19 protein-coding genes are annotated in these 20,568 nt (G+C 38.5%); 4 read left to right on the plus strand and 15 right to left on the minus strand.

The window, feature by feature from the left end:
• Positions 1 to 10 precede the first annotated feature (10 nt).
• The gene (locus NR125_RS01185; protein WP_009334888.1) at positions 11 to 1,426 is read right to left on the minus strand and encodes an FMN-binding glutamate synthase family protein; all 1,416 of its coding nucleotides are present in this window, start codon (positions 1,424 to 1,426) and stop codon (positions 11 to 13) included.
• Between the two features lie 135 nt (positions 1,427 to 1,561).
• Here NR125_RS01185 and NR125_RS01190 point away from each other — a divergent pair, with 135 nt between their 5' ends.
• Positions 1,562 to 1,717, plus strand: coding sequence for a hypothetical protein (locus tag NR125_RS01190; protein ID WP_009334889.1), 156 nt, complete (start codon positions 1,562 to 1,564; stop codon positions 1,715 to 1,717).
• 35 nt (positions 1,718 to 1,752) lie between these two features.
• Here the strand turns inward: NR125_RS01190 and NR125_RS01195 are convergent, their stop codons facing one another.
• The 14 genes from NR125_RS01195 to ltaS form a co-directional block, all read right to left on the minus strand.
• Positions 1,753 to 2,838 (minus strand): nitric oxide synthase oxygenase, encoded by a 1,086-nt coding sequence (locus NR125_RS01195; protein ID WP_009334890.1) that lies wholly within the window; start codon positions 2,836 to 2,838, stop codon positions 1,753 to 1,755.
• Positions 2,839 to 3,226: 388 nt separating this feature from the next.
• On the minus strand, positions 3,227 to 3,514 hold the full coding sequence (locus NR125_RS01200; RefSeq protein ID WP_009334891.1) for a DUF3986 family protein: 288 nt from the start codon (positions 3,512 to 3,514) through the stop codon (positions 3,227 to 3,229).
• A 251-nt stretch (positions 3,515 to 3,765) separates the two neighbouring features.
• A complete protein-coding gene (locus tag NR125_RS01205; RefSeq protein WP_009334892.1) occupies positions 3,766 to 4,251 on the minus strand; it encodes a DinB family protein in 486 nt (161 codons plus the stop codon).
• Between the two features lie 438 nt (positions 4,252 to 4,689).
• Positions 4,690 to 4,917 carry a hypothetical protein gene (locus NR125_RS01210; protein ID WP_009334893.1) on the minus strand — a complete coding sequence of 76 codons (228 nt, stop codon included), beginning with the start codon at positions 4,915 to 4,917 and terminating at the stop codon, positions 4,690 to 4,692.
• Between the two features lie 491 nt (positions 4,918 to 5,408).
• A complete protein-coding gene (locus NR125_RS01215; protein WP_009336805.1) occupies positions 5,409 to 6,683 on the minus strand; it encodes an IS110 family RNA-guided transposase in 1,275 nt (424 codons plus the stop codon).
• 1,485 nt (positions 6,684 to 8,168) lie between these two features.
• Positions 8,169 to 8,789: a hypothetical protein gene (locus NR125_RS01220; protein ID WP_009330419.1), complete on the minus strand. Its 621-nt coding sequence runs from the start codon at positions 8,787 to 8,789 to the stop codon at positions 8,169 to 8,171.
• A gap of 361 nt (positions 8,790 to 9,150) precedes the next feature.
• A complete protein-coding gene (locus NR125_RS01225) occupies positions 9,151 to 9,696 on the minus strand; it encodes a GNAT family N-acetyltransferase (protein ID WP_009330420.1) in 546 nt (181 codons plus the stop codon).
• Between the two features lie 256 nt (positions 9,697 to 9,952).
• Positions 9,953 to 10,837, minus strand: a complete 885-nt coding sequence (locus tag NR125_RS01230; RefSeq protein WP_009330421.1) for a sensor domain-containing protein — start codon at positions 10,835 to 10,837, stop codon at positions 9,953 to 9,955.
• A 499-nt stretch (positions 10,838 to 11,336) separates the two neighbouring features.
• Positions 11,337 to 12,137, minus strand: a complete 801-nt coding sequence (locus NR125_RS01235) for a PP2C family serine/threonine-protein phosphatase (protein ID WP_009330422.1) — start codon at positions 12,135 to 12,137, stop codon at positions 11,337 to 11,339.
• Between the two features lie 213 nt (positions 12,138 to 12,350).
• Entirely contained in the window at positions 12,351 to 14,036 is a 1,686-nt protein-coding gene (locus tag NR125_RS01240) for a glycoside hydrolase family 13 protein (protein WP_009330423.1), read from the minus strand.
• A gap of 226 nt (positions 14,037 to 14,262) precedes the next feature.
• On the minus strand, positions 14,263 to 14,460 hold the full coding sequence (locus NR125_RS01245; RefSeq protein ID WP_050807779.1) for a hypothetical protein: 198 nt from the start codon (positions 14,458 to 14,460) through the stop codon (positions 14,263 to 14,265).
• 76 nt (positions 14,461 to 14,536) lie between these two features.
• Entirely contained in the window at positions 14,537 to 15,547 is a 1,011-nt protein-coding gene (locus tag NR125_RS01250; protein ID WP_009330424.1) for a LacI family DNA-binding transcriptional regulator, read from the minus strand.
• 220 nt (positions 15,548 to 15,767) lie between these two features.
• Complete coding sequence (locus NR125_RS01255) at positions 15,768 to 16,568, minus strand: uroporphyrinogen-III synthase (protein ID WP_019382750.1); 801 nt, start codon at positions 16,566 to 16,568, stop codon at positions 15,768 to 15,770.
• A gap of 265 nt (positions 16,569 to 16,833) precedes the next feature.
• Positions 16,834 to 18,837 carry a lipoteichoic acid synthase gene (ltaS, locus tag NR125_RS01260; protein ID WP_009330426.1) on the minus strand — a complete coding sequence of 668 codons (2,004 nt, stop codon included), beginning with the start codon at positions 18,835 to 18,837 and terminating at the stop codon, positions 16,834 to 16,836.
• A 375-nt stretch (positions 18,838 to 19,212) separates the two neighbouring features.
• On the opposite strand from ltaS, the gene NR125_RS01265 reads away from it, so the two are divergent.
• Genes NR125_RS01265 through NR125_RS01275 form a run of 3 tightly spaced genes read left to right on the plus strand, consistent with a single transcriptional unit; the run spans position 19,213 to position 20,547 of the window.
• Positions 19,213 to 19,488, plus strand: coding sequence for a hypothetical protein (locus NR125_RS01265; RefSeq protein ID WP_034295634.1), 276 nt, complete (start codon positions 19,213 to 19,215; stop codon positions 19,486 to 19,488).
• Between the two features lie 2 nt (positions 19,489 to 19,490).
• The gene (locus tag NR125_RS01270; protein WP_232292459.1) at positions 19,491 to 20,342 is read left to right on the plus strand and encodes a serine hydrolase domain-containing protein; all 852 of its coding nucleotides are present in this window, start codon (positions 19,491 to 19,493) and stop codon (positions 20,340 to 20,342) included.
• A gap of 13 nt (positions 20,343 to 20,355) precedes the next feature.
• A complete protein-coding gene (locus tag NR125_RS01275; RefSeq protein WP_251266757.1) occupies positions 20,356 to 20,547 on the plus strand; it encodes a hypothetical protein in 192 nt (63 codons plus the stop codon).
• The last annotated feature ends 21 nt before the right edge of the window (positions 20,548 to 20,568 follow it).

Genomic DNA, 20,568 nt, shown 5'->3' on the forward strand with positions numbered 1-20,568 from the left:
CGCCAGGCTGTTATTCAGTTTTCTTTGATTTGTCTTCCCAAGGTTCAAAGGAAAATGGAATCCCGATCATTTTTGCCGTCATCTCATCATAGGACACAAGATCTTTCTTGGACAGTTCTTTTAAAGTCTTTTTCCCCATGGCTCGCAAAGCCATTTTGATTTCCTCCGTGCTCGCGGTTAAAAACTTTTCTGCAGATTTTGTCCCATCTTCGATTTTAAAGGTATCCTTGAATTTACCTTCGTTCCAGACAGATTGTGTTGGCGGTTCAAAAGGCAGCGAATTCAAAGTCTGCTTATGGGAAACAGTAAACAGCATAACAGATCCAAGGTAGACAGCATCAGCGCCAAGAGCGAGGACTTTTAAAAAGTGTCCTGGTGTGAAGAGGCCGCCTGATACAATTAAGCTGATTTCCCCCTTCTTTTTTCGTTTTTCAAGGTGATTGGATGCACGGATGAGAGCATGTAAAGTTGGAATCCCAAAATCATCTGACAATAAAGGCGGCGCACCGACAGATGCTCCCTGGCCCCCATCCACTGCTATAAAATCAACGCCCATTTCGATTAAATGGTCAATGTCTTCTTCTATTTTTCCTCCTGCCCCTATTTTTGCACCAATTGGAACACCTCCGGTCATACTGCGGAGTTCATCCACCAGTTCCTTTAAATCCTTCAATGTCTGTTTATCAAAAAAGTGTTCCATTATATGCGCAGTTTCATTTTCCTTTAATCCCATTACTTCCCTTGCACGGCCGGTTAAATTTTCAGGAGATATGTTTCCTCCCATCCCCATTACAGCTCCCTGCCCCAGCTTAATTTCAATCATGTCGGCACGTTTGATGGTTTTTTCTTCCTTCCCCCATTCGGTTTTCGAGAACTGAAGGATATACTTTCCTGCACTTTCAAGCTCTTCGGGAAGGATTCCTCCTTCACCGGAATTGACAGCCGTACCTGTATTCTTGGCAGCTGTTGCCAGCGCAATTTTCACTTGCTCACTCAATGCTATTCCATAGGCCATTCCACTAATCATCAGGGGGATTTTGATTTTCATTGGTTTTTTCGCTTTTGGCCCGATTGTCACCTTCACATCAACATCTTCATCCCCGTCAATAGGAAAGGGCGAAGTCTGTGCAGGAATAAAGGTAATCTCATCGAAATGAGGCCATTTTTTCGAAGAGCCAAATGGGCGGTGCAGGACATCACCCGTTTCGGCTCGCAGGTTATTTTCAAGTGCATTTTGAATGCCCATATGCTTGAAACCAGGGATCAGCTCAATGAGATTTTCCTGGTAGCTGTCTGTCATAATTATTTTCCCTGCCTGCTTAACGAGCCGCTTCATGATCCAGCGCCAGCCGATCAGCATTAAAATTAAAAAGATAAATAATATAAAAATCATAGCCAGAGTTGCAATCAATAATATATTTGTCATACGTTTTCTCCAAAAGATCTTTTAGCTTCCATTATTTCCATTGGCAGGGAAATTAACCTATGACTTCTCGGTTTTTGGAATAATCATTAAGCGGGAAGTAAATTCTATGAAAAATTAGTAAAATGAGGTGAAGTGATGGACAACCGCGATACTATTCAGCCGGATAATATGGATGAACAGAATCAAGTTAAAGGAAGTCTTCTTGAATCTATGATGGAGCCTATGGACCAGCTTTCCAAGATTCCTCCTGAGAAGACAGACCGGAGAACCAGTGATGAAGAGATGAATTAACCAATGCAGAAAGCCAGCATGATCGATGCCGGCCTTCATTTTTGATAAGGAGTATCCTGATAGAAGTAATTAGGCGTTTTTACTTCATTAATATACTGTTTATGAAAAATGTGTGTAGCTGCAGGGGATACGGGCGGGATCAGCCAGGTCCAGTCACCGGTCAGATCCCTTCCCTGGCCCTTTTCGTTTTCTTCAAATTTTTTGAACTGCTGTGCAGCAGTATGATGGTCTACTATGCTGACACCTTCTTTTTTAAATGAATGCAATACAGCTGCATTCAATTCCACCAGTGCCCGATCCTTCCAAAGCGAAGAATGCGACCTGGTATCCAGCCCCAATAATGAGGCAATCTGCGGGAGCACGTCATAACGAAAATCGTCTGCCAGGTTTCGCGCACCGATTTCAGTACCCATATACCAGCCATTAAAAGGAGCTGCTTTGTAGGAAATGCCCCCAATTTCCAGCTTCATATCCGATATCATCGGGACTGCGTACCATTTCAAGCCGAGGTCACTGAACCAATTATATTCTGGATGCACAATCGCGACTTCGAGAATCAGCTCTTCAGGTATTTCCCTTAATCGGGGCTGCTGATTGTACATTTGAACAACTAATGGCAGCACATCAAATTTGCCGTACTTCGGTTCCCAGCCCAATTTCACGCATTGTTTAGTAAAAGGGATGGAGTGGGGATCGCCAATAATCCCATCCGCAGTCTCATAGCCAGCATACCGGATTAGCTGATGGTTCCAAATTCTGATTTTCTGTTCGGAAGTGTCAGGAGAGAAGATGGTGATGGCCGGACGAAGCCTGCCATTGTTAGTGGCAAATTGTATATGTTCAAACAGAGCAGAAAATACTTCATCCGCTTCTTTCGCCTCCCGCTTATCCAAAACCTTTAGATGATCCCAGAACAGTCTCCCTATACAGCGATTGCTATTTCGCCAGGCAGCTTTGGCACCAAATTCCAATTCTTCATAAGTATGTTCATAAACTCCGTGCTCTGCAATTGAATATTCGATTTCCCTTAGTCTGTTGCTTAGTTCAGCAGGACTTCTATTCTGTTCACTATAAAACATTTTTATAAATTCTGCTGCTTTTTCAAATAAGTCCTTTTTCAAAAATAAATCCTCCCAGAATAGACTATTGGTTAATGATAGCATAGGGAAGGTTGGGGAGAAAGAAATGATGTTCTGGGGTTTGCCGGATCGTCTAAGGATGTTGGTTTAGAGTGGACTTGGCAAAATTATCTTTCTGATTAACATCCGTTATTAAAAAGGGGTTTCTTTTTCGTCGTTATTCATTTCGATTAGCTCTCATTTTTTGAGTAGAGGTTTCTTTTTCGCCATCCTTAGAGTAAAGGGTTCCGTTTAGAACTTTTTTAAAAAATCTGCACCGAAATGACAGCCCTTTTGACAAGGTTTATGTCGGATAAAAAAGCAAAACTCGCCCTTTCATAAAACTGCCCCGTAAGAACAACAAAAAACGCAGCAGCAGTCATCTTCTTCATTAACCAACAATTAAGATTATCTTATTAATGGATAACCATTGCTTAAACTGGTATACCCCACTATCATAATCAATTTCTTTATTGCGTATTGAAAAAATTCTCGTTCCGTATGAGTTTAGTGTTAATTCGTTTTCTGGGGTATTATTTTTAATCCCATACGCTTTAAAGTCAAAGAATATATCCCATATATCCTCTGATTTTCTTTTAAATGCTATCGACTCATAATCACAATCATCCTGGTAATAACCTAAATGCAGATGATATTTATCATCATACAAATTATCCATTAAGCACCTCTTTTTTTATCATTTAAATTTCGAAGATAAAAATCAACAATTCTTCTTCATATTCCTCAATAAAAAAAGTTTGTTCAATATGGTATTCAACAAAAATAGCGGTTAATGCTTCCTAACTCAACGACTCGCTACTTTCTTAACAAACTCATAATCTACATAAAACCGAATAAGCAGCAGAATAAGTAAATTAAATTATCACACCCAGAATATACAGAAACCGGCTATATTGCTTTCTATTTGCACTATTTATAGGAATGAGAGGAAAGACCCCGACCAATAAGGTTTGCAGAAACAGGGTTTATTCCAATATCCCTTGCCCAAATTGATAATTGTCCTATATGGTGAATTTCATGAGCAATAGTATGACGCATAATCTCACCCCAGGTATCCGTCACTATTCTTCCATCTGGTAAGGTATCGTAAAATAAACGATTTTCCATACTGGCATCCCAATTTTTCACAAAGTTTTCTACTTCTAAATGAAATTCAGCGTCCAATTTTCGAACCTTATTCAAACTTTTATAACCATCGAAACTCTCTTGAAAGTCGGTTTTTCCTTGTAAGAGCCGTATCCAGCTCCATTCGACATCAACTATATGGAAAAGTGTATACAAAATACTTCCCATTCCACCCGTTCGGTTTTGCTGGAGTTCTTCTTCACTTAACTCTTCACACCAGCGATACCAGTCTTCTCTTACCATCCAGTTATATTTAAAAAAAATTTGCAAAAAAGCCCCTCCTTATTTAGGAAATAATTGACCTTGAAAAAAACAGTATAAAAGCAAAACGAAACATTGTTAATTATTACTATTTCACAATTATTATTAGAATTCCTTGTTCCACAAACCTGCCCTATAGTTTTTATAAAAAAAGCTGACCGGAATGGAAGCCTGTATTTAGCACCGATTTCTGGAAATAAAATTCTTTAGTACAAGGCATTAAATCTCTTTTACCATTTTAGTACTTCAGTTTCATAGTTTAAATGCCTATAGAAATTTACCGCACGATCATTCTTGGCAAAGACATCAGGAAGAGTTGATGATATCCTTTTTGCTGAGCCCAACTACTGCCTTCTCCATTAGGCTCTTACCGATACCCTTCCCTTCACCTTTAGATGAAACTGCAATGGCTACAAGGTTCCTTGTTCTATACCGCTTAAAAAATCTTTATGTGGTTTTACTTCTATGAAACCTAATAAATCCCCTGTCTCTTCCTCTGCCACAAAGAATCTCTGTATAAAGTGAAGGATCGTTAAGAGATTCTTCAGCTATTTTTAATTGTGCCTCTTCCATTTTTTGAGGATCACGCCAGGCCATAAGGTCGAATTTCGCAAACCGTGTTGAAAGACTTACAAGAAAAGCTTTATCTGTCTCTTTATATGGTCTAATATTCATTCTATTCCCCTTTAAATTGAATTTTTTCTATCCATCAAGAATAAATAATTCTCCTCTCTTTAAAATAATCCCTTTTTTCACTCCCTCAGTTTAATACGGTTTACTCACGAATGCTCGCTTATTCGCAGGATTTCATCCTCCATGGATATATATTTCTAAATTGAAAAGAGTAGATTCTGGACAAATGGCTACATGAAGACATAGTTAAATAGAGGAGTAGGATTATACTCCAAATTCTACCATATGATGTACTTCTCCACGCCAGCCCTTGGAGGCTTTCCCTCCCATGTCTCAACGGGTCAATTGCCCTCTCATTCCTTCGTCATGCCTATCCAAGGGGTGGAGGCCAGTTATGCTAACCTGATGGGTCAGTGCCCTTTTGTTGAACAAACCTGGTACTCCGTACATATTTGAAATCCTGCGAATAAGCCAACACTCGATCTTTAAAAATATAAGGGGTAATGATTCTCTTCGAGAAAAAGTGAATTGGACTACGCTGCCAACTCAGTTAACGGCTGGACCTTCTTGGCACAATAAGCTTCGTTTTTTCGCGCTATCCCTACAAAGATCCTAGCTAACTTCCCGATCAGCTTCATTATAGATTTCATTTTTTTCATTTTCTTGAGCTTAACATTATTCGAGTGGAGGGCTTTAAATTCCGGGTTGTTCATTACCAGACTCATAGTAGCTAAATAGAGGAAACGTCTTAACCTTGATCTTCCACGCTTTGAAATGATAATTTGCCCTTTCCACTTCCCTGAACTGGCTTCGGCTAGATGGAGTCCTGCATGGCGAAGTAAAGAGTTGCCGTGTGAAAAACCACTTAAATCTCCTGCTTCCCCTAAAATACCAGCTAACGAAATTTCACTAATTCCCTTAATCATAAGTAACTTATTCGCGAAAGGAATTTTAGGTAGTTCATCCTTGATTGCCAGCTCAACTCTTTCAAGTTGTTGAATCGCAAGGTCATACTCTTCGAGTAATTGTTCAAGATGAAATTTATAAGCTTCTAATGCTTGCCTTGTACCAACTGATTTCCTGGCTACATTGAGGAGTAAATAGGCTTTCTTTAATCCAGGCTGTCGCTTCATCAATAACTTCCACCCGGCCACGATCTCTTCAGGCTTCATGGAACCCAGTTCCATCGGAGATGGGAAAAGCCGAAGTGTTGCGATGGCCCCTTTAGCAGTGATGTCTTTAAATACTTGTCTAAGCTCGGGGAAGACAATATCCACCCAGCGATTCAATTGATTAATCGAGCTTACAAGCCTCTTAACAATGACATCCCGATTCGACATAAGTACCCTGAGCTTTTCAAACGACTCAGAAGTATCTCTTACAAAGGAATAGTAACCGTTCTTCACCATATCTGCTATTACAAGAGCGTCTTTTTTATCACTCTTTGATTGGGTATTATCACGGTTTTCTTTATTTCTTTTCACCAAATGAGGGTTAACTGTCACTACCTCAATATCTTGTTTCATCAGCCATTTAGAAAGATTAATCCAATAATGACCGGTAGGTTCCATACCAACTATGGCAGCCTCAAGTTTATGTAAACTTTTAATGCTATTAATCCAGATTAACAGGGACGAAAATCCCTCTTCGTTGTTTGGAAAAGTGATTGGATCTCCTACTACAATCCCACGGAAATTCACTGCTCTGGCTACGTGAAATTGTTGAGCAATATCCACACCAACCACAAGATGTTTTTCAGTAATTCTTTCTATTAGTTGATTTTGTTTGTCCTGCATTTTAAACTTCATAGTAAGGGTTCCTCCTAAGTTTGAGTTAGAGTCGTGTCTTACTCATATCTTACTGAGGAGCCCTATTTTTTTCAAAGCTCAAAAATAACGATCTACAGGAATGCTAACCTGCCTTTTTAGTTAAATAATAAACAGCCACCAAATTTGGCAGCTGATCTTTAACATACACACAATTAATTGATAAACGTCCTTTTTCTTAGTGCAAAGTTTGGTTACTTGATGAAACATCAATAAGACCATCTGATATACTTAAATCCCTTTTCTTTGGGTAAGATAAAAATGAAGAGTAAAGATAAGGCAAGCTTTCCAGTTTACTCGCTTAAGCCCTGCTCCTTACTCGCATCCTCATTCAATTATGAACCTATACTACAGATCAATTCACAGGGTAGCCGCAAATCTGCGGGTGTTTTTGTATTTTAAATTAGATATTTTCACAAGCACTGGGCATAATAATATCTGGAGTAAGGGCTTTGTATATTCTCCTTGATATTGAATAAGTTTCAGCCCTTTCTCTTAGCACATGAGGTGATATCATGCTTCATTGGATAGATCAACATATTTTAAACACTCCCTGGTTTTTACTAGCTATTTCAACAATAATTTTTTTTACTTGGGCTATAGCTACTACCCTGGTATATATAGCGGGAAGAAAAGATTAATGAAACAAGATGCTTATTAATACAACTTCTTCGAACTTTGCAGGAACATTATAATTTTTAAATGTCTGGGAACAAAAAAGTAATACAACCTCTTTAGCGAAAGGCATGATTTTTGTGTTTAAGGATACCCGAATGCTAATTAAATGGCTAACGATATTTAATATAGCGAATATTATTATTGCTGCAGTAGTAGGACAATTGCAAACTGAATATCTTATACGTCGAATAAATAAAAATACAAATCGTAATAAGAATTAGCTAACCATGGTCACTTTTATTGTTTTACAATCATTTATACTCTTTTCTCTGTGTAACGCCTTAACTAGGAATTCCCTTACTCCTTTGTTTCAAAAGCACTATCTCCTTTAAAGTAAATACAATGTATACGGCTCCTCTGATAAGCTTGCTCCAACCTGGTCCCTCTATAAGGGAATTTTTCAATGTTTATAATTAGGCTCATAAGCAATCAACTATAAATTTAGTCAAGCTTATAGATTTATTAACTCCTTAATGATAATCGTTTTTTTCAGCACATCCTTTTTTCCCTTTAATGGGCTTTTTCTTTTGTTGAGGAAATTTCCCCTTTAAATAAAATCCTACAATATGCTAATTTAGAATTGTCCCTTAACCATGCATTCTAGGAGGTATAACCATTAGTATAGGAGCCAAAGTTGTTTATAAAACTGACACATATACCGTATTATGGATATATGAAAGTGGTTTCTGTGAAATCTAGAAAGATTACCAAACAAAATTAGTTCCTCAATCAGAAGTTACACTTTTAGAAAATTAGTTCTTTACTATTGCAGCGGTTAAGGGACATCACTTAATAATTGAAACCTATAACCATAAGGCAAAACCCTATTGAACCCCCTTTGTTTAATACCGTTTTCTCAAATCTGTCCTTTAGTTGAACAAAAAAAGCCGCCAGAAATGACAGCTGAATCTTTTCCCTTGTTTTGAATAGTTTATAAGCTGCCAGAATCCTTATAAGTGGACTTAAACACTTCCTCGAGCCAATAATGGTAACCATAAATAACAATTGATAGTGTGATGAAAATACAAAGACGACCCCAAGGAGTAATTGATAAATTTTTAATTTTTCCTGAAGGATAAAATGGACAGGGAAAATTGCAAACATAAAATCCAGTACAATATTAGTCACAAAGTAAATCCAAAACTTACCATATGTGAAGTAAAAAATCCATATAGTTACAATTAAAAAAGCACCAAGTATACCTGAAGCAAAGGAAGGTTTTAACCATGGTAAAATTGATTCTTTAATTATCCAGTGTTTTTGATTGTGAGCTATCAAGTTATAGAGAACCATTAGAAATGCAGCTAATATTGCAACAGGTATAAAACGCTTAATATCTTCTCTCTTTAAAAAGAATAATGTGAACCATGGAGCAATTAAAATTGTCCAAAGTACAACTTTACTTAACAAAATAAACCCACCTTCTTTTATTTTGTAGTTTCTCCTGGTAAAAGTTATTTATACCATAATTTATCAGCTGTATCATAAAAGATAATGCCCTTAGTCAAATAAGAAAAAGGCTGTATTTTTTAGCAGCCAGTTCTTTAAGGGAAGCACCCGGTAGTTTAAGTGAAACACTTCACAAAGTACTATAAAAAAGTGAGTTGCCAAGCAACTCCTTAGGTAAATACCAAATCCCTCTTATGATTTACAGTTTTGACGTTAATATTTTTCTTGAAGTAGAGTTGGTAAGATTTATAAAATTTGTATCAGGCAGTCTCACTCCAGAACACGTTTCGTTTACAGAAAAATTATCGGAAGTGAAACGAGCTTATGCATCCAAGCTGTTGATGATAGCTAATACTTGATGATCTGTCCACTTTCCATTAATCTTTAAATTTTCTTTAGCTATACCTTCTTTTTTAAACCCCGCTTTTTCTAATACACGAATAGATGCTATATTATCAGGCATAGCTCCTGCTTCAATTCTATGTAGTTTTAATTCTTTGAAAGCAAAATCTACAACAAGTTGAAGAGCTTCTGTTGTATAACCCTTTCCATTATACTCCTTATCTAAAGTAAATCCCGTATAACAGCTTTGTTGGTCTCCCATAGTAATTTGAGTTAATGAAATGTCTCCGATAAGTTTATCAGTTGCTTTTAAAAAGATTCCAAAAGCATATAATTGCCCTTCGCCTGTCTTTTTTAAAGCCTGTTCAATGCGTAATTTTTGATGTTCTTCCGTATAAAAGGCTTCCGGGAGTAATGGACTAACTCGTTGAAAAAATTCGCGATTTCTAGTATGTAAGTTAGCTAACTCGCAGGCGTCAGAAGTTTTGTAAAGTCTAAGGTAAATTTGTTGTCCTACTAGCTCCATAAAACCCCTCCAATATCATTTTACTGCCATTTTATTCTAAATAGTCAAAAGTATGATATTAACACCTAGGTATTTACCATATTTCAGCATTTATTGTTATAATATAAATCCTTATTGACTAACCAGCCTCTTTAGTTCAAAAGAAAAAAGCTGCGTTTAGCAGCAGATTTTGAACATAAGAATCCGTAAGTTGAATTCAACAAAAATTGCATCAATCCTCCGTGGATCAACGCTAATAATAAAGTCATATTTAGCTTTATCTGATCTGTGAAACTTGATAATTATTCTTTCCGTTCTGTTTTGCTTGATACATAGCTTCATCAGCATATTTCAGCAAATTCCTGACATCCATATTGAAATCATCGCAAAAAGCAATTCCGATACTGGGAGTTATTGAGATAACAACATTCTGCACCGACACTTTATTAGATAGAATGTCGATGATCCGTTCGGCAACATGTTTTGCATTATCGATTGTCGTTTCCGGAAGTAAAATCGTGAATTCATCACCTGCAAGCCTGGCCACAGTATCCTTATTTCCTATACAACCTGTAAGCCTTCTCGCGACTTCTTTTAACAATAAATCTCCTAAGTCATGACCGAAGGTATCATTTATTTGCTTAAACCCATCTAAATCAAGATACAGTACTGCGACTAGCCCTTTATTGAAATTAGCTGATTCAATTGCATGATTAAGTCGTTCTTCAAATAATCTCCGATTAGGCAATTGGGTTAGAAAGTCATAATGAGCCATTTGTTTCAATATTCTTTCTGAGTTTTTACGATCGGTTATATCTTGTATTTGAGAAATAAGGAATAATGGCTTGTTCCCTTCCCGCACTATGGATACTGATAATAACACCCATACAATCTTCCCGCTTTTATGGACATACCTTTTTTCCATCTCAAAAGAGTCTCTTTTTCCTTCCACTAATTCTTGTGTGTAAGATAAATCAGTATCTAAGTCCTTTGGATAGGTTAATGTTTGAAAGTTCGTGGTAAGGAGCTCGTCCTCTGTATATCCAGTAATTTTAGTTAAAGCATGATTTACCCTAATCCATTTTCCCTCTAATGAGACTATCGACATCCCAATCGGAGCAAAAAAAAAGGCCTGATTAAATAAATCTATATTTTTAAACATATTTATATCCTTTTTATAAAAAGTTGAAAAGCATTCCCAATTTTTTTATTTTATCTCAAACTAAACTGGCAATCAATAAATTTCAACTTTCCTGGTTAGCTTAACAGACAGAAAAGGGAGTAAGGAGAAAAGAGCTGCAAAAACCGTACGGAGTATTACTCACCATCATATATAAACCTGCCCCGTTTGTTCAATATGAGTAAGAAATTGCGGCAGTCCAAGTGACATTGAAATTGACAGCATCTTGGCACTACATTTTATTTGCACAATATTTATCGTTCCATTATAAATTATAAAGTCTAGAAAACATAAAATAAGTTAAAAACCTTATAGGAAAATGACCTGTGCCAATTCACACGTCATTTTTATGCCCTTTATCCAATAAATCACCCCGAAACGGAACCCTTTTCCTTAGAGTGGAGGCTTCTTTTTCGACGTTATTCATTCTGAGTCTCTTGTCTCCAGTTTTATCTCCTTTTACTGCCAAGTTTCAGTAAAATCAGCCGCTGGGCTGGCATCCTTCATGCTCTGCATCAATTATCCAGGATATGATGGTCGTACTGTCCCGGACATCCCTATCTTTTATTATCTTTAATAGCTCACGGACCCCATCCTCATTCCCGAATAAGCTAAAAAGATTAAATATTTCTCTTGGTTCAGCAAAGTTGGTGTTGGGACATTCCGTCAGCCCATCTGTTGTTAAAAAAATATGATTCATGCCTCTTCTGAGCTCCTTTGTACCCGAGCTATAACAGGGAACCGGCAAATCAAATGTATTGACTTTGCCCACCCATTCATAAAAACTTCGGTGGTTTTGCTGATATTCGTCAAATGCAGCCAGTTCAGGGTGGAATAAATGCAGAATACAATCCCCGATCGATAGCCACCAAAGAAATGAGCCTTTTCTGATCACACATAAAAAAGCTGTTTCACCTTTAATCCTTCTGCATTCCTCCTTGAAACCCTGACTTTTAAATTGTTTAAGCAGTAATCCGCCAACTTGTTCAAACACTTCCCGGGGCGGCAGCACTAATAAAGCAATGATTTGCGTTTTCATTGATTTGACCGTTTGAATAACTAACTCAGCGCTTTCCGCAGTAGTATGGGCATCCAGTAAAATAGTAAACTCCCAATCTTCGTTATTACCTGTCCATAACAGGCAGCCGTCTTCATTTTTATTTTGCCCAGCATTCCTGTTTCCGCCGAAACGCCCTAATACCATTCTACCGATATGCTGAATGCTTATTTCATCCAGGTAAGGCTCCTCACTGCCAACCCAGGAATATTCTAATAAATTCATTGAAATGGCCCCTTCCATGTTTTAACATAATAATATTTATTAATAAGAATATGTCAACAAAAAAGAGAACCTCAATGGTCCTCTAAGCAATACTTCTTCATTTTTTCCCCTGTCACTCTTGTAATTAGAAAGAATCAGCTTCCAGCTTGTAAATCGATCAAAGGAAAATGTCTGTTTATTAACACCAATAAGGGCCCTAAACAGGCCCTATCTTTATTTCTTCAAACGATACACTCTAGCTTCATAAGGCTTGAGTGGCAGATTTTCAATTTCTTCATTTTCATCTGCATTCAGGTTGGAAATCAGCAGTTCCTTAGAAGAGTACCGGACATGGACTGGAAGTTTAAAGTCAGGAGTTTCTTCACTGAAGTTGCAGATCACAAGCAGCTGGTCATCTCCAAGAGTTCTTGTAAAGGCGAAGATCTGCTCATCTTCTTCCATTATTAAATCGAATGTGCCATAAACAATCACTTCATTTTGCTTTCTAAGCTGAATGAGCTTTTTATAAAAATGGAAGATGGAATCTTCATCTTTAAACACTGCTTCAGCGTTAATTCTCTCATAATTTGGATTCACATTAATCCAAGGCGTTCCGTCGGTAAAGCCTGCATTCGGGCTGGCATCCCACTGAACAGGCGTTCTCGCATTATCCCGGCCTCTCTCATGAATGCCTTTAAAGATTTCATCATGTGTTAAGGAATCCGGTGTAAGATCACGGTATGCATTTAACGTTTCGATATCACGGTAATCATTGATATCAGTGAACTTTACATTTGTCATGCCGATTTCTTCGCCCTGGTAAATATAAGGCGTCCCCTGCATCATATGCAGACATGCCGCAATCATCTTACCAGAAATAACGCGGTATTCCTCTGATTCATTTCCCCATCTGGAGATGGCACGAGGCTGGTCATGGTTGCTCCAGTACAAGCTGTTCCATCCATCTTCCTCCAGACCCTTTTGCCACTTGCTGAAAATCTCTTTCAATTCAGTCAGTTTCCAAGGACGCGGATCCCATTTGCCGTATTGCCCGTCGCCAAGCCCTACATGTTCAAAATGGAAAACCATATTCAATTCATTTCTGTCTTTGCCTGTATAGAGCTTGCCTTCTTCTACTGTTACACCCGGCATCTCCCCAACCGTAATGGTATCATACGGGCTAAGGGCTTCTTTGTTCATTTCCTGCAGGAATTGATGAATTCTTGGTCCATTCATATAATACTTGCTGCCGTCCCCATATTTGTGTCCTTCACGAATCTCCCCCTGTGGATAGCTGGTATCTTTTGAAATGAAATTGACGACATCCATGCGGAAACCATCAATCCCTTTGTCCAGCCAGAAGCGCATCATATCATACACTTCATTTCTTAATACAGGATTTTCCCAATTCAAGTCAGGCTGTTTCTTACTGAAAAGGTGCAGGTAATATTCACGTGTTTCTTCATCATATTCCCATGCACTTCCGCCAAACGCAGCGCCCCAATTCGTAGGAGGTTCGCCGTTGTCTGTTTTCTTCCAAATATAATAATCTCTGTAGGGATTATCTTTGGATTTTCGTGATTCCTGGAACCACTGGTGTTCATCGCTTGAGTGGTTGACAACGAGATCCATCATGATTTTGATGCCGTGCTCATGGGCTTTGTCCAGCATACCGTCGAAGTCATTCATATTTCCGAACTCGTCCATGATATTGCGGTAATCTGAGATGTCATAGCCATTATCATCATTAGGCGATTGGTAAACGGGGGATAGCCAGATGACATCGATCCCCAGTTCGCTTAGATAAGGAATTTTTTCAGTGATTCCGTTGATATCTCCAATCCCATCCCCATTGGAGTCATTAAAGCTTCTTGGATAAATTTGATAAATGACACTTTCTTTCCACCATGTTTTGTTCAATTTATTACAACTCCGATCTAAGAATAATATTTATTTTATAAAACCTTTCATTACATCGCTTATAATCCATTTCTAGGCAAAGGTATACATAATAATCATAGTGCAAGTTCCATTAAGCAGGACGCAGATGAAAGATCTGTGCTGAAATGGGCCTTGGAAAATATACAGGAGTAGCGGCAGTCTGGCCATTTTCCGGTCGCTGATCAAAACGAGGTGCAGCATGTAGTCATTCCATGCACCAAGACTTGTGATTATGGCCACCGTTGCATTCAGGAATAGCACGAATATAGCCAATATAGATAAAAATAATATCGGAAAGATTGAAAGCGATATACAAAATGATCAATCCAAGCAGCTCATCCATACCCCAGGCACTCGTATGCATGACAAGCTGCTGAATGAAGATCGGGAAAGGAATGGACATGGAATTGAAATTTGTTATTTGTTATTTAGCTCTCAATTACGTAAACGTTTACGTAATTGAGCCGAGAAAAAGAGAGTTATTTTTTCCTCTCTTTCACACTCATTCTTTCAATGATTCTATGCGGCATAATCCGGCTTTCCGGAATTTCGCCAGTTTCCATTATGGTAAAGAGCATTTCTGCGGCAGCCTCACCCATTTTTGCGAGAGGCTGTCCCACTGTTGTCAGCGGCGGAATGGACATCTCAGCAAGGTTTAAATTATCGTACCCCATAACAGATATCTCATCCGGGACCTTAATTCCTAATTGATAAGCTGCTGATAAGGCCCCGATAGCCATTTCATCACTTGCTGCAAATATCGCTGTAACATCCGGGAACTGCCCGATTAGCTTTTTCAAGCCCTCGATCCCATCAGGAAATGCAAATCCCCTGCTGAACACAACATTTTCGGAACCCAGCGATATGCCATGATCTGAAAGAGCTTTCTTAAAGCCTTCAATCCTCGGAATCCCCGCGATGATATCATCCTTTTTTCCGCTTATCATTCCAATTTTGGTATGCCCCTTGCCGATTAAATACTTGGCTGCAGCATATGCTGCATGAAAATCGTTGACCTTTACAAAAGGCACGGGGTACGCATAGGACTCGGTTGAAAGCAAAATAATCGGCATCTTGGTTTTAGCTACAAATTGATAATACTCTTCTTTTAATATTTCACTTGCAAAAATTATCCCGTCTACCCTTTTTTCGATAAGCAGCTGGAGATATTTCATCGTTTTTTCGCCATTTGATTCTGTATGGCAGACGATCACACTGGAACCGTTGTCATTTGCAGCCTTTTCAATGCCATCCAGCAGATCGGTAACCAGAGAACTGGAAAGCTTCGGGAAAAGCACCCCAATCGTATGTGTTCTTTTGTTAATTAATCCTCTTGCCACTGCGTTTGGCTGGTATCCCAGCTCTTCAATCACTTTAAGAACCTTGAATTTTGTTTTTTCCGAATAGCCTCCCTGGTCATTCAAAATCCTGGAAACGGTTGCAATGGAGACATTTGCTTTTTTGGCAACATCTTTGATGGTATTAGTCATATCCCACCTGCTTAAAATTGCTGTATTATTTTTGGTGCGAAAACGTTTACGTTGTAACATTATCATCCCTTGTATGCATTTTCAATATATTTTTTATGATTTTTTGAAATTAGTATATCCATGAATTAATTAAAAAGGAGCCTAAAGGGGCCCCTTTCAAGAGTATATTCTGCGCTCTAGAAGCTTATTTATTTTTACAAATTAGTCCTTAAATGACTTCTTAATTATAAAAACGGGCTAATTCAATAACCGCACTCCCGATCCTCTCGGCTTCCGGAAAAATGACTCTTTCAATTCCTTCTTCATGTAAAGCTTGTGCAGTTACTTTTCCAACTGATAAAGCCACAACCTGTTCTGATAAACAACTTTTCAATTGCGTATCTGCCTTCTTTTTCCGGGCGAAGGTGAATAAATTCCTTACTTGAGGTGTGCTGGTGAAAAATACTGAATCAAGCTTTCCGTCAAGGAGCTCGGACAGCAGCTGATTCATTACATTTTCATCAGGAGGAATATGGGTATATGGCAGTATTTCTTCATAGTCCGCATGGTTATCTTCCAGCCACTGTTTAAGGCGTGGTGCCGGGTCCCCGTGAAGCTGCAGGGCTACTTTCCGGCCTGTTAGGGAATGAGCTGAGAACTCTCGGATTAAGCCTGCAGTACTTCCGTCATCATCCCGCACTGAAGGTGTGATATCAAGTTTTTTCAGAGTATTAACGGTTTTATAACCCCTTGCTGCAATATTTGCTTTTTGCAGGCTGTTGATTAGGGCGTCACCCTCATTCATATCAAGAGCCGTTTGATATATGGTTTCGACCCCGATTCCGGTAGTAAAAATAATCCATTCAAAGCTTTCCTTTATTAGCAGTCTTACATGATCCTGGAGTTTATCGTCTTTGAGCAGTGTTGTCCCCTGGGCTGGCCTGCTGAAGGCAATCCCTCCCTGATTCTCCACCAATTTGCCAATTTCTTCTATTTTCCGAGAACCTAAAAGTGCAATCCTTTTGCCAGCAAGCTTCCTCATCTTAATCCCCCTAGAAATGTATCTTTTTATTTTTAATTATAAAGGTTGAATGGTTATTTATCACATAATATTAGGCTTGAACCAGATTTAGCTAATGCATAATGGTATTCCACACTGAATCAAAGTAAACACCCTTACTTTTGTTTATTTGATTTTACCTGCTTTATAAAAGTATTTAGTTTGGTATGTGACTTATTTATTTTCGAATAGAGGAGTTATCCAGCAAAAAAACTGCCCGCAGGATTTCCCGCAGACAGTTTTTGAATTATTTATCAGCTGGCTCTTCTTCAGCCATTTCTTCAGTTACTTCGTTCTTCTTGTTGACCCCATTGCTTTCTGCTTTGTAATCGTACTTTGAACGATCAACCGGTTCGAAGTTTTCCGGTGTGTAGAAGCGGAGAAGATCTCCGTTTACGACTTTATCAGATAGCGCCAATTTCTGCTCGGCACTTTCCTGAAGTTTTTTCGCTTCTTCAAAACGGCTTTCATCCAGCAGTTCACCAGTTGTTGAGTCATAGAACTTTCCGTCAACAGATGAAATGGTTGGACTCATGAAATCTCCGTTACGGAAAGGAACAAGATCATCATGCTGTTCTGATAATAAGTCTGTACCGAATTGCAGATACTGTTTAGTATCAATGCCAAGCAAGTGCATCAATGTTGGCATCAAGTCGATCTGACCGCCAAATTCATGGTTTACCCCGCCTTCCATGCCAGGTACGCGGATGAACAGAGGCACACGCTGCAGACCGGCACTATCGAACGCTGAAATTTCCTTGCCTAGCACTTGTTCCATTGCTTTATTATGGTTCTTGGAAATACCATAATGGTCACCATACATGACAATCACTGAGTTCTCATACAGGCCGGAAGCTTTAAGCTGCTCAAAGAACTGTTTAAGTGCTTCATCAGCATAGCGGGCTGTCTGGAAGTAATTATCCACTGATTTGTCACCAGTAGTATGAGGCTCAATTGTCGCCAGTTCCTGATCCATATGATAAGGATAGTGATGGGACACAGTAATGAATTTAGAATAGAACGGCTGTTTAAGTGACTTAAGATACGGCATGGATTGTTCAAAGAACGGCTTATCCATTAGACCATAGTCAGCCATGTTTTCTGGTTTTAAATCATAATATCCTGCATCGAAAAAGTTGTCATAGCCAAATGATTTGTAAATTTCGTTACGGTTCCAGAAACTTCCCGAGTTACCGTGAAAAACTGCAGAAGTATAGCCTTTATCCTTCAGAATTGCTGGTGCTGCATTGTAGGTATTCATGCCCTTTGTTGTAAAGGCAGAACCCTGCGGCAATCCATATAGGGAGTTTTCAAGGATAAACTCAGCATCAGCTGTTTTCCCTTGTGCAGTCTGATGGAAGAAGTTATCAAAATACGTTGTATTTTCTTCTTCAATCAGTGAGTTCAAAAATGGTGTTACTTCTTCACCGTGCAGTTCATAGTTCATCAAGAATGTCTGAATGGATTCAAGGTGAAGGTAGATCACATTCATGCCTTCCGCTTTTCCGAAGTACTTCGGGTTCGGTTCAGCATAATTCGATTTTGTAAAGTTGATGACTTCGGTTGTATCACTGCTATCCGCCATAACTCTTTGCGCGGATGCCTTCGTGCTTTGTACTGCATCATAAATCGTATAATTGTACATGCCTAAATACTTAACAATGTAATTGCGGTCAAAACCTCTTGTCAAAAGTTCAGGGCGGTCTGTTTCAGCCAATCCCAGGTTTGCAAAGGAAATGGCCAGAGAAGCATAAATTAATGCTGCTGATCTGCGGCGCGTCAAATCCTTTGTTTCCACTTTTACAACTTTAAATACAAGCAAGCCGGCAAGCACGATGAAATCAAGGAAGAAAAAGATATCAGTCGGCTGTAATAATGAGCTGATGCTTCCGCTGACGTCACCAAAGTTCTGTGTCTGCGTCAAAGTCGGCAATGTAATAAAATCATTAAAGAAACGATAGTACACTGCGTTCGCAAACAGCAGGAACGAAAGCAAGAAATACATTACCATCAAGGCGATATATTTTTTTCTGCCTTTGAAAAAGAATGCAATTCCTAAAAACAGCAATGAAGACCCTAGCGGGTTAATGAATAAAAGGAAATGCTGCAAGGCACTTTCAATGCCTAAATTAAATTGTGTCATTTGAGTAATATACGTTTTCATCCAGAGCAGAATTACTGCTAAAAAGAAAAAGCCAATATATTTATTTAATATATCCTGACTTTTATGAAGTAAAGTATTCAAAATCATACACCTGCCTTCTAGCACATTATTCTAACATACTTCGCTAGTAATTTAAAAATCTTATGTTGGCAATCAGCCCAATAATTATTAGTTTACCTGATAAATATTAATAATCTATGAACATGCAAAAAAGCACTGCACAAGAATATAACTATACTCGCATTTAATAAAATGTCAAGCATGTCCAGATAAAATGCTCTTTAATGACTATTAAACAGAGTAAGTGCCTAGTTTCACAGCCTAAGCTGGGTGTTGCCCATTAATAAATGCTGCACGTCTATATAGACGAATGAAATGCAATTTGGTTTCACTTTTTATGTAAAAACTTATAAATCTTTAATTTTTCAAGGAAGGAGAAAAATCAGACAACAGCCAATATATATGAAGAATGTAGATGAATTATACATAAAGGCGGAAATTCCCATGGACCAAAAACAGCAAATTAACGAGTATATGGACATTCTTGCTGAGGGCAATTATTTTAATGGATGTGTTCTTGCCTCCCATAAAGGCAAAGTCATCCTGAATGAAGGATATGGACTATCAAGCTATCAATATGCCATTGAAAACACTCCTATTACCAAATTCCGCATTGGGACTTTGACAAGTCATTTACGGCAGCAGCTATTCTTCTGCTTCACCAGCAAAAGAAGCTGAATCTGTTCTATATGATTCATACTTATATTAATGATTTTCCTGCTGAAAAAGGTGTGACCATTCATCACTTATTAAGCCATTCATCAGGCGTAGCCGATTTTACCTTTTCTCCTGAATACTGGGAAAAATTCATGCTTCTGCCCTCCAGCCTGGAAAAATCCATCAATTGGATTAAGAGCAAGCCTCTGCAATTTCAGCCCGGTAAGGACATGCAATACAGCAATGCAGGATATTTACTGCTAACTGCTTTAATTGAAAAAGTTTCAGATTTACCCTATGAACAATTCCTCCTGGAGAATATTTTTAAACCTCTGCAATTAAAAAATACAGGAATTGATAATGGCCGTAAGATTGTAACGGACTTGGCTTCCGGTCATTCTGTCTGGGAAGAGGCCATTCACCCAGAGTATGTCGATATGAGCATCCCTCAGGGAGCATATGGAATGTACAGCACTGCAGAGGATTTATTTAAATGGACAGAAGCTTTGCGGAATGGTTTACTGCTAAACAAATGCATGACATCAAAAATGTTCACGGCCAACCCTGGAGGCTATGGATATGGCTGGTTTATAAACGGCGACCAAGGGACAGCAAGACACTCTGGGGATATTAATGGCTTTTCAAATGAACTGTTAATGAACTTTAAAGAAGATCTGACTATCGTCATCTTGAGTAATATGAATATCACTCCAGCAGACAAAATCTGTGAGGATCTATACCGCATCACTTTAAAAGAAAAGGTGCGAATGCCTCAAAGGTTAGCATACTCAAACGATCCCGTTCCCTGGAGAATGCTGACAGGAGAATACCGGGCGCATGAATTATATGCTGCGGTCCATTGGGGGGGAAAATAAACTATTTGTGACTATGCCAAAGAAATATGGGGCGTTATATAAATATGAAGTAAAACCCATTACCATTGCAGATGACAAAGTATTTTTCAAATCGAATTTTATAAATGAAGATTTTATTTTCGATTTGAAAGGTCAATGCCTCGAGATTGTGGATGTATATGAGCAAAAGCAGACACTGAAAAAACAAACCGCACTTATTAGCTAAGTGCGGTTTTAGTTTACCATA

It is taken from the genome of Cytobacillus sp. Bac17, from assembly GCF_024519925.1.
GTDB lineage: Bacteria > Bacillota > Bacilli > Bacillales > Cytobacillaceae > Cytobacillus > Cytobacillus pseudoceanisediminis.

What these genes read in the sequence shown, in the direction of transcription:
- NR125_RS01190 (WP_009334889.1), top strand. Translation starts at nt 1,562, where the DNA reads ATGGACAACCGCGATACTATTCAGCCGGATAATATGGATGAACAGAAT.
- NR125_RS01250 (WP_009330424.1), bottom strand. Translation starts at nt 15,547, where the DNA reads ATGACTAATACCATCAAAGATGTTGCCAAAAAAGCAAATGTCTCCATT.
- NR125_RS01255 (WP_019382750.1), bottom strand. Translation starts at nt 16,568, where the DNA reads ATGAGGAAGCTTGCTGGCAAAAGGATTGCACTTTTAGGTTCTCGGAAA.
- NR125_RS01265 (WP_034295634.1), top strand. Translation starts at nt 19,213, where the DNA reads ATGAAGAATGTAGATGAATTATACATAAAGGCGGAAATTCCCATGGAC.
- NR125_RS01245 (WP_050807779.1), bottom strand. Translation starts at nt 14,460, where the DNA reads ATGTCCATTCCTTTCCCGATCTTCATTCAGCAGCTTGTCATGCATACG.
- NR125_RS01275 (WP_251266757.1), top strand. Translation starts at nt 20,356, where the DNA reads ATGCCAAAGAAATATGGGGCGTTATATAAATATGAAGTAAAACCCATT.
- NR125_RS01235 (WP_009330422.1), bottom strand. Translation starts at nt 12,137, where the DNA reads ATGAATTTATTAGAATATTCCTGGGTTGGCAGTGAGGAGCCTTACCTG.
- NR125_RS01185 (WP_009334888.1), bottom strand. Translation starts at nt 1,426, where the DNA reads ATGACAAATATATTATTGATTGCAACTCTGGCTATGATTTTTATATTA.
- NR125_RS01200 (WP_009334891.1), bottom strand. Translation starts at nt 3,514, where the DNA reads ATGGATAATTTGTATGATGATAAATATCATCTGCATTTAGGTTATTAC.
- NR125_RS01210 (WP_009334893.1), bottom strand. Translation starts at nt 4,917, where the DNA reads ATGAATATTAGACCATATAAAGAGACAGATAAAGCTTTTCTTGTAAGT.
- ltaS (WP_009330426.1), bottom strand. Translation starts at nt 18,837, where the DNA reads ATGATTTTGAATACTTTACTTCATAAAAGTCAGGATATATTAAATAAA.
- NR125_RS01225 (WP_009330420.1), bottom strand. Translation starts at nt 9,696, where the DNA reads ATGGAGCTAGTAGGACAACAAATTTACCTTAGACTTTACAAAACTTCT.
- NR125_RS01230 (WP_009330421.1), bottom strand. Translation starts at nt 10,837, where the DNA reads ATGTTTAAAAATATAGATTTATTTAATCAGGCCTTTTTTTTTGCTCCG.
- NR125_RS01215 (WP_009336805.1), bottom strand. Translation starts at nt 6,683, where the DNA reads ATGAAGTTTAAAATGCAGGACAAACAAAATCAACTAATAGAAAGAATT.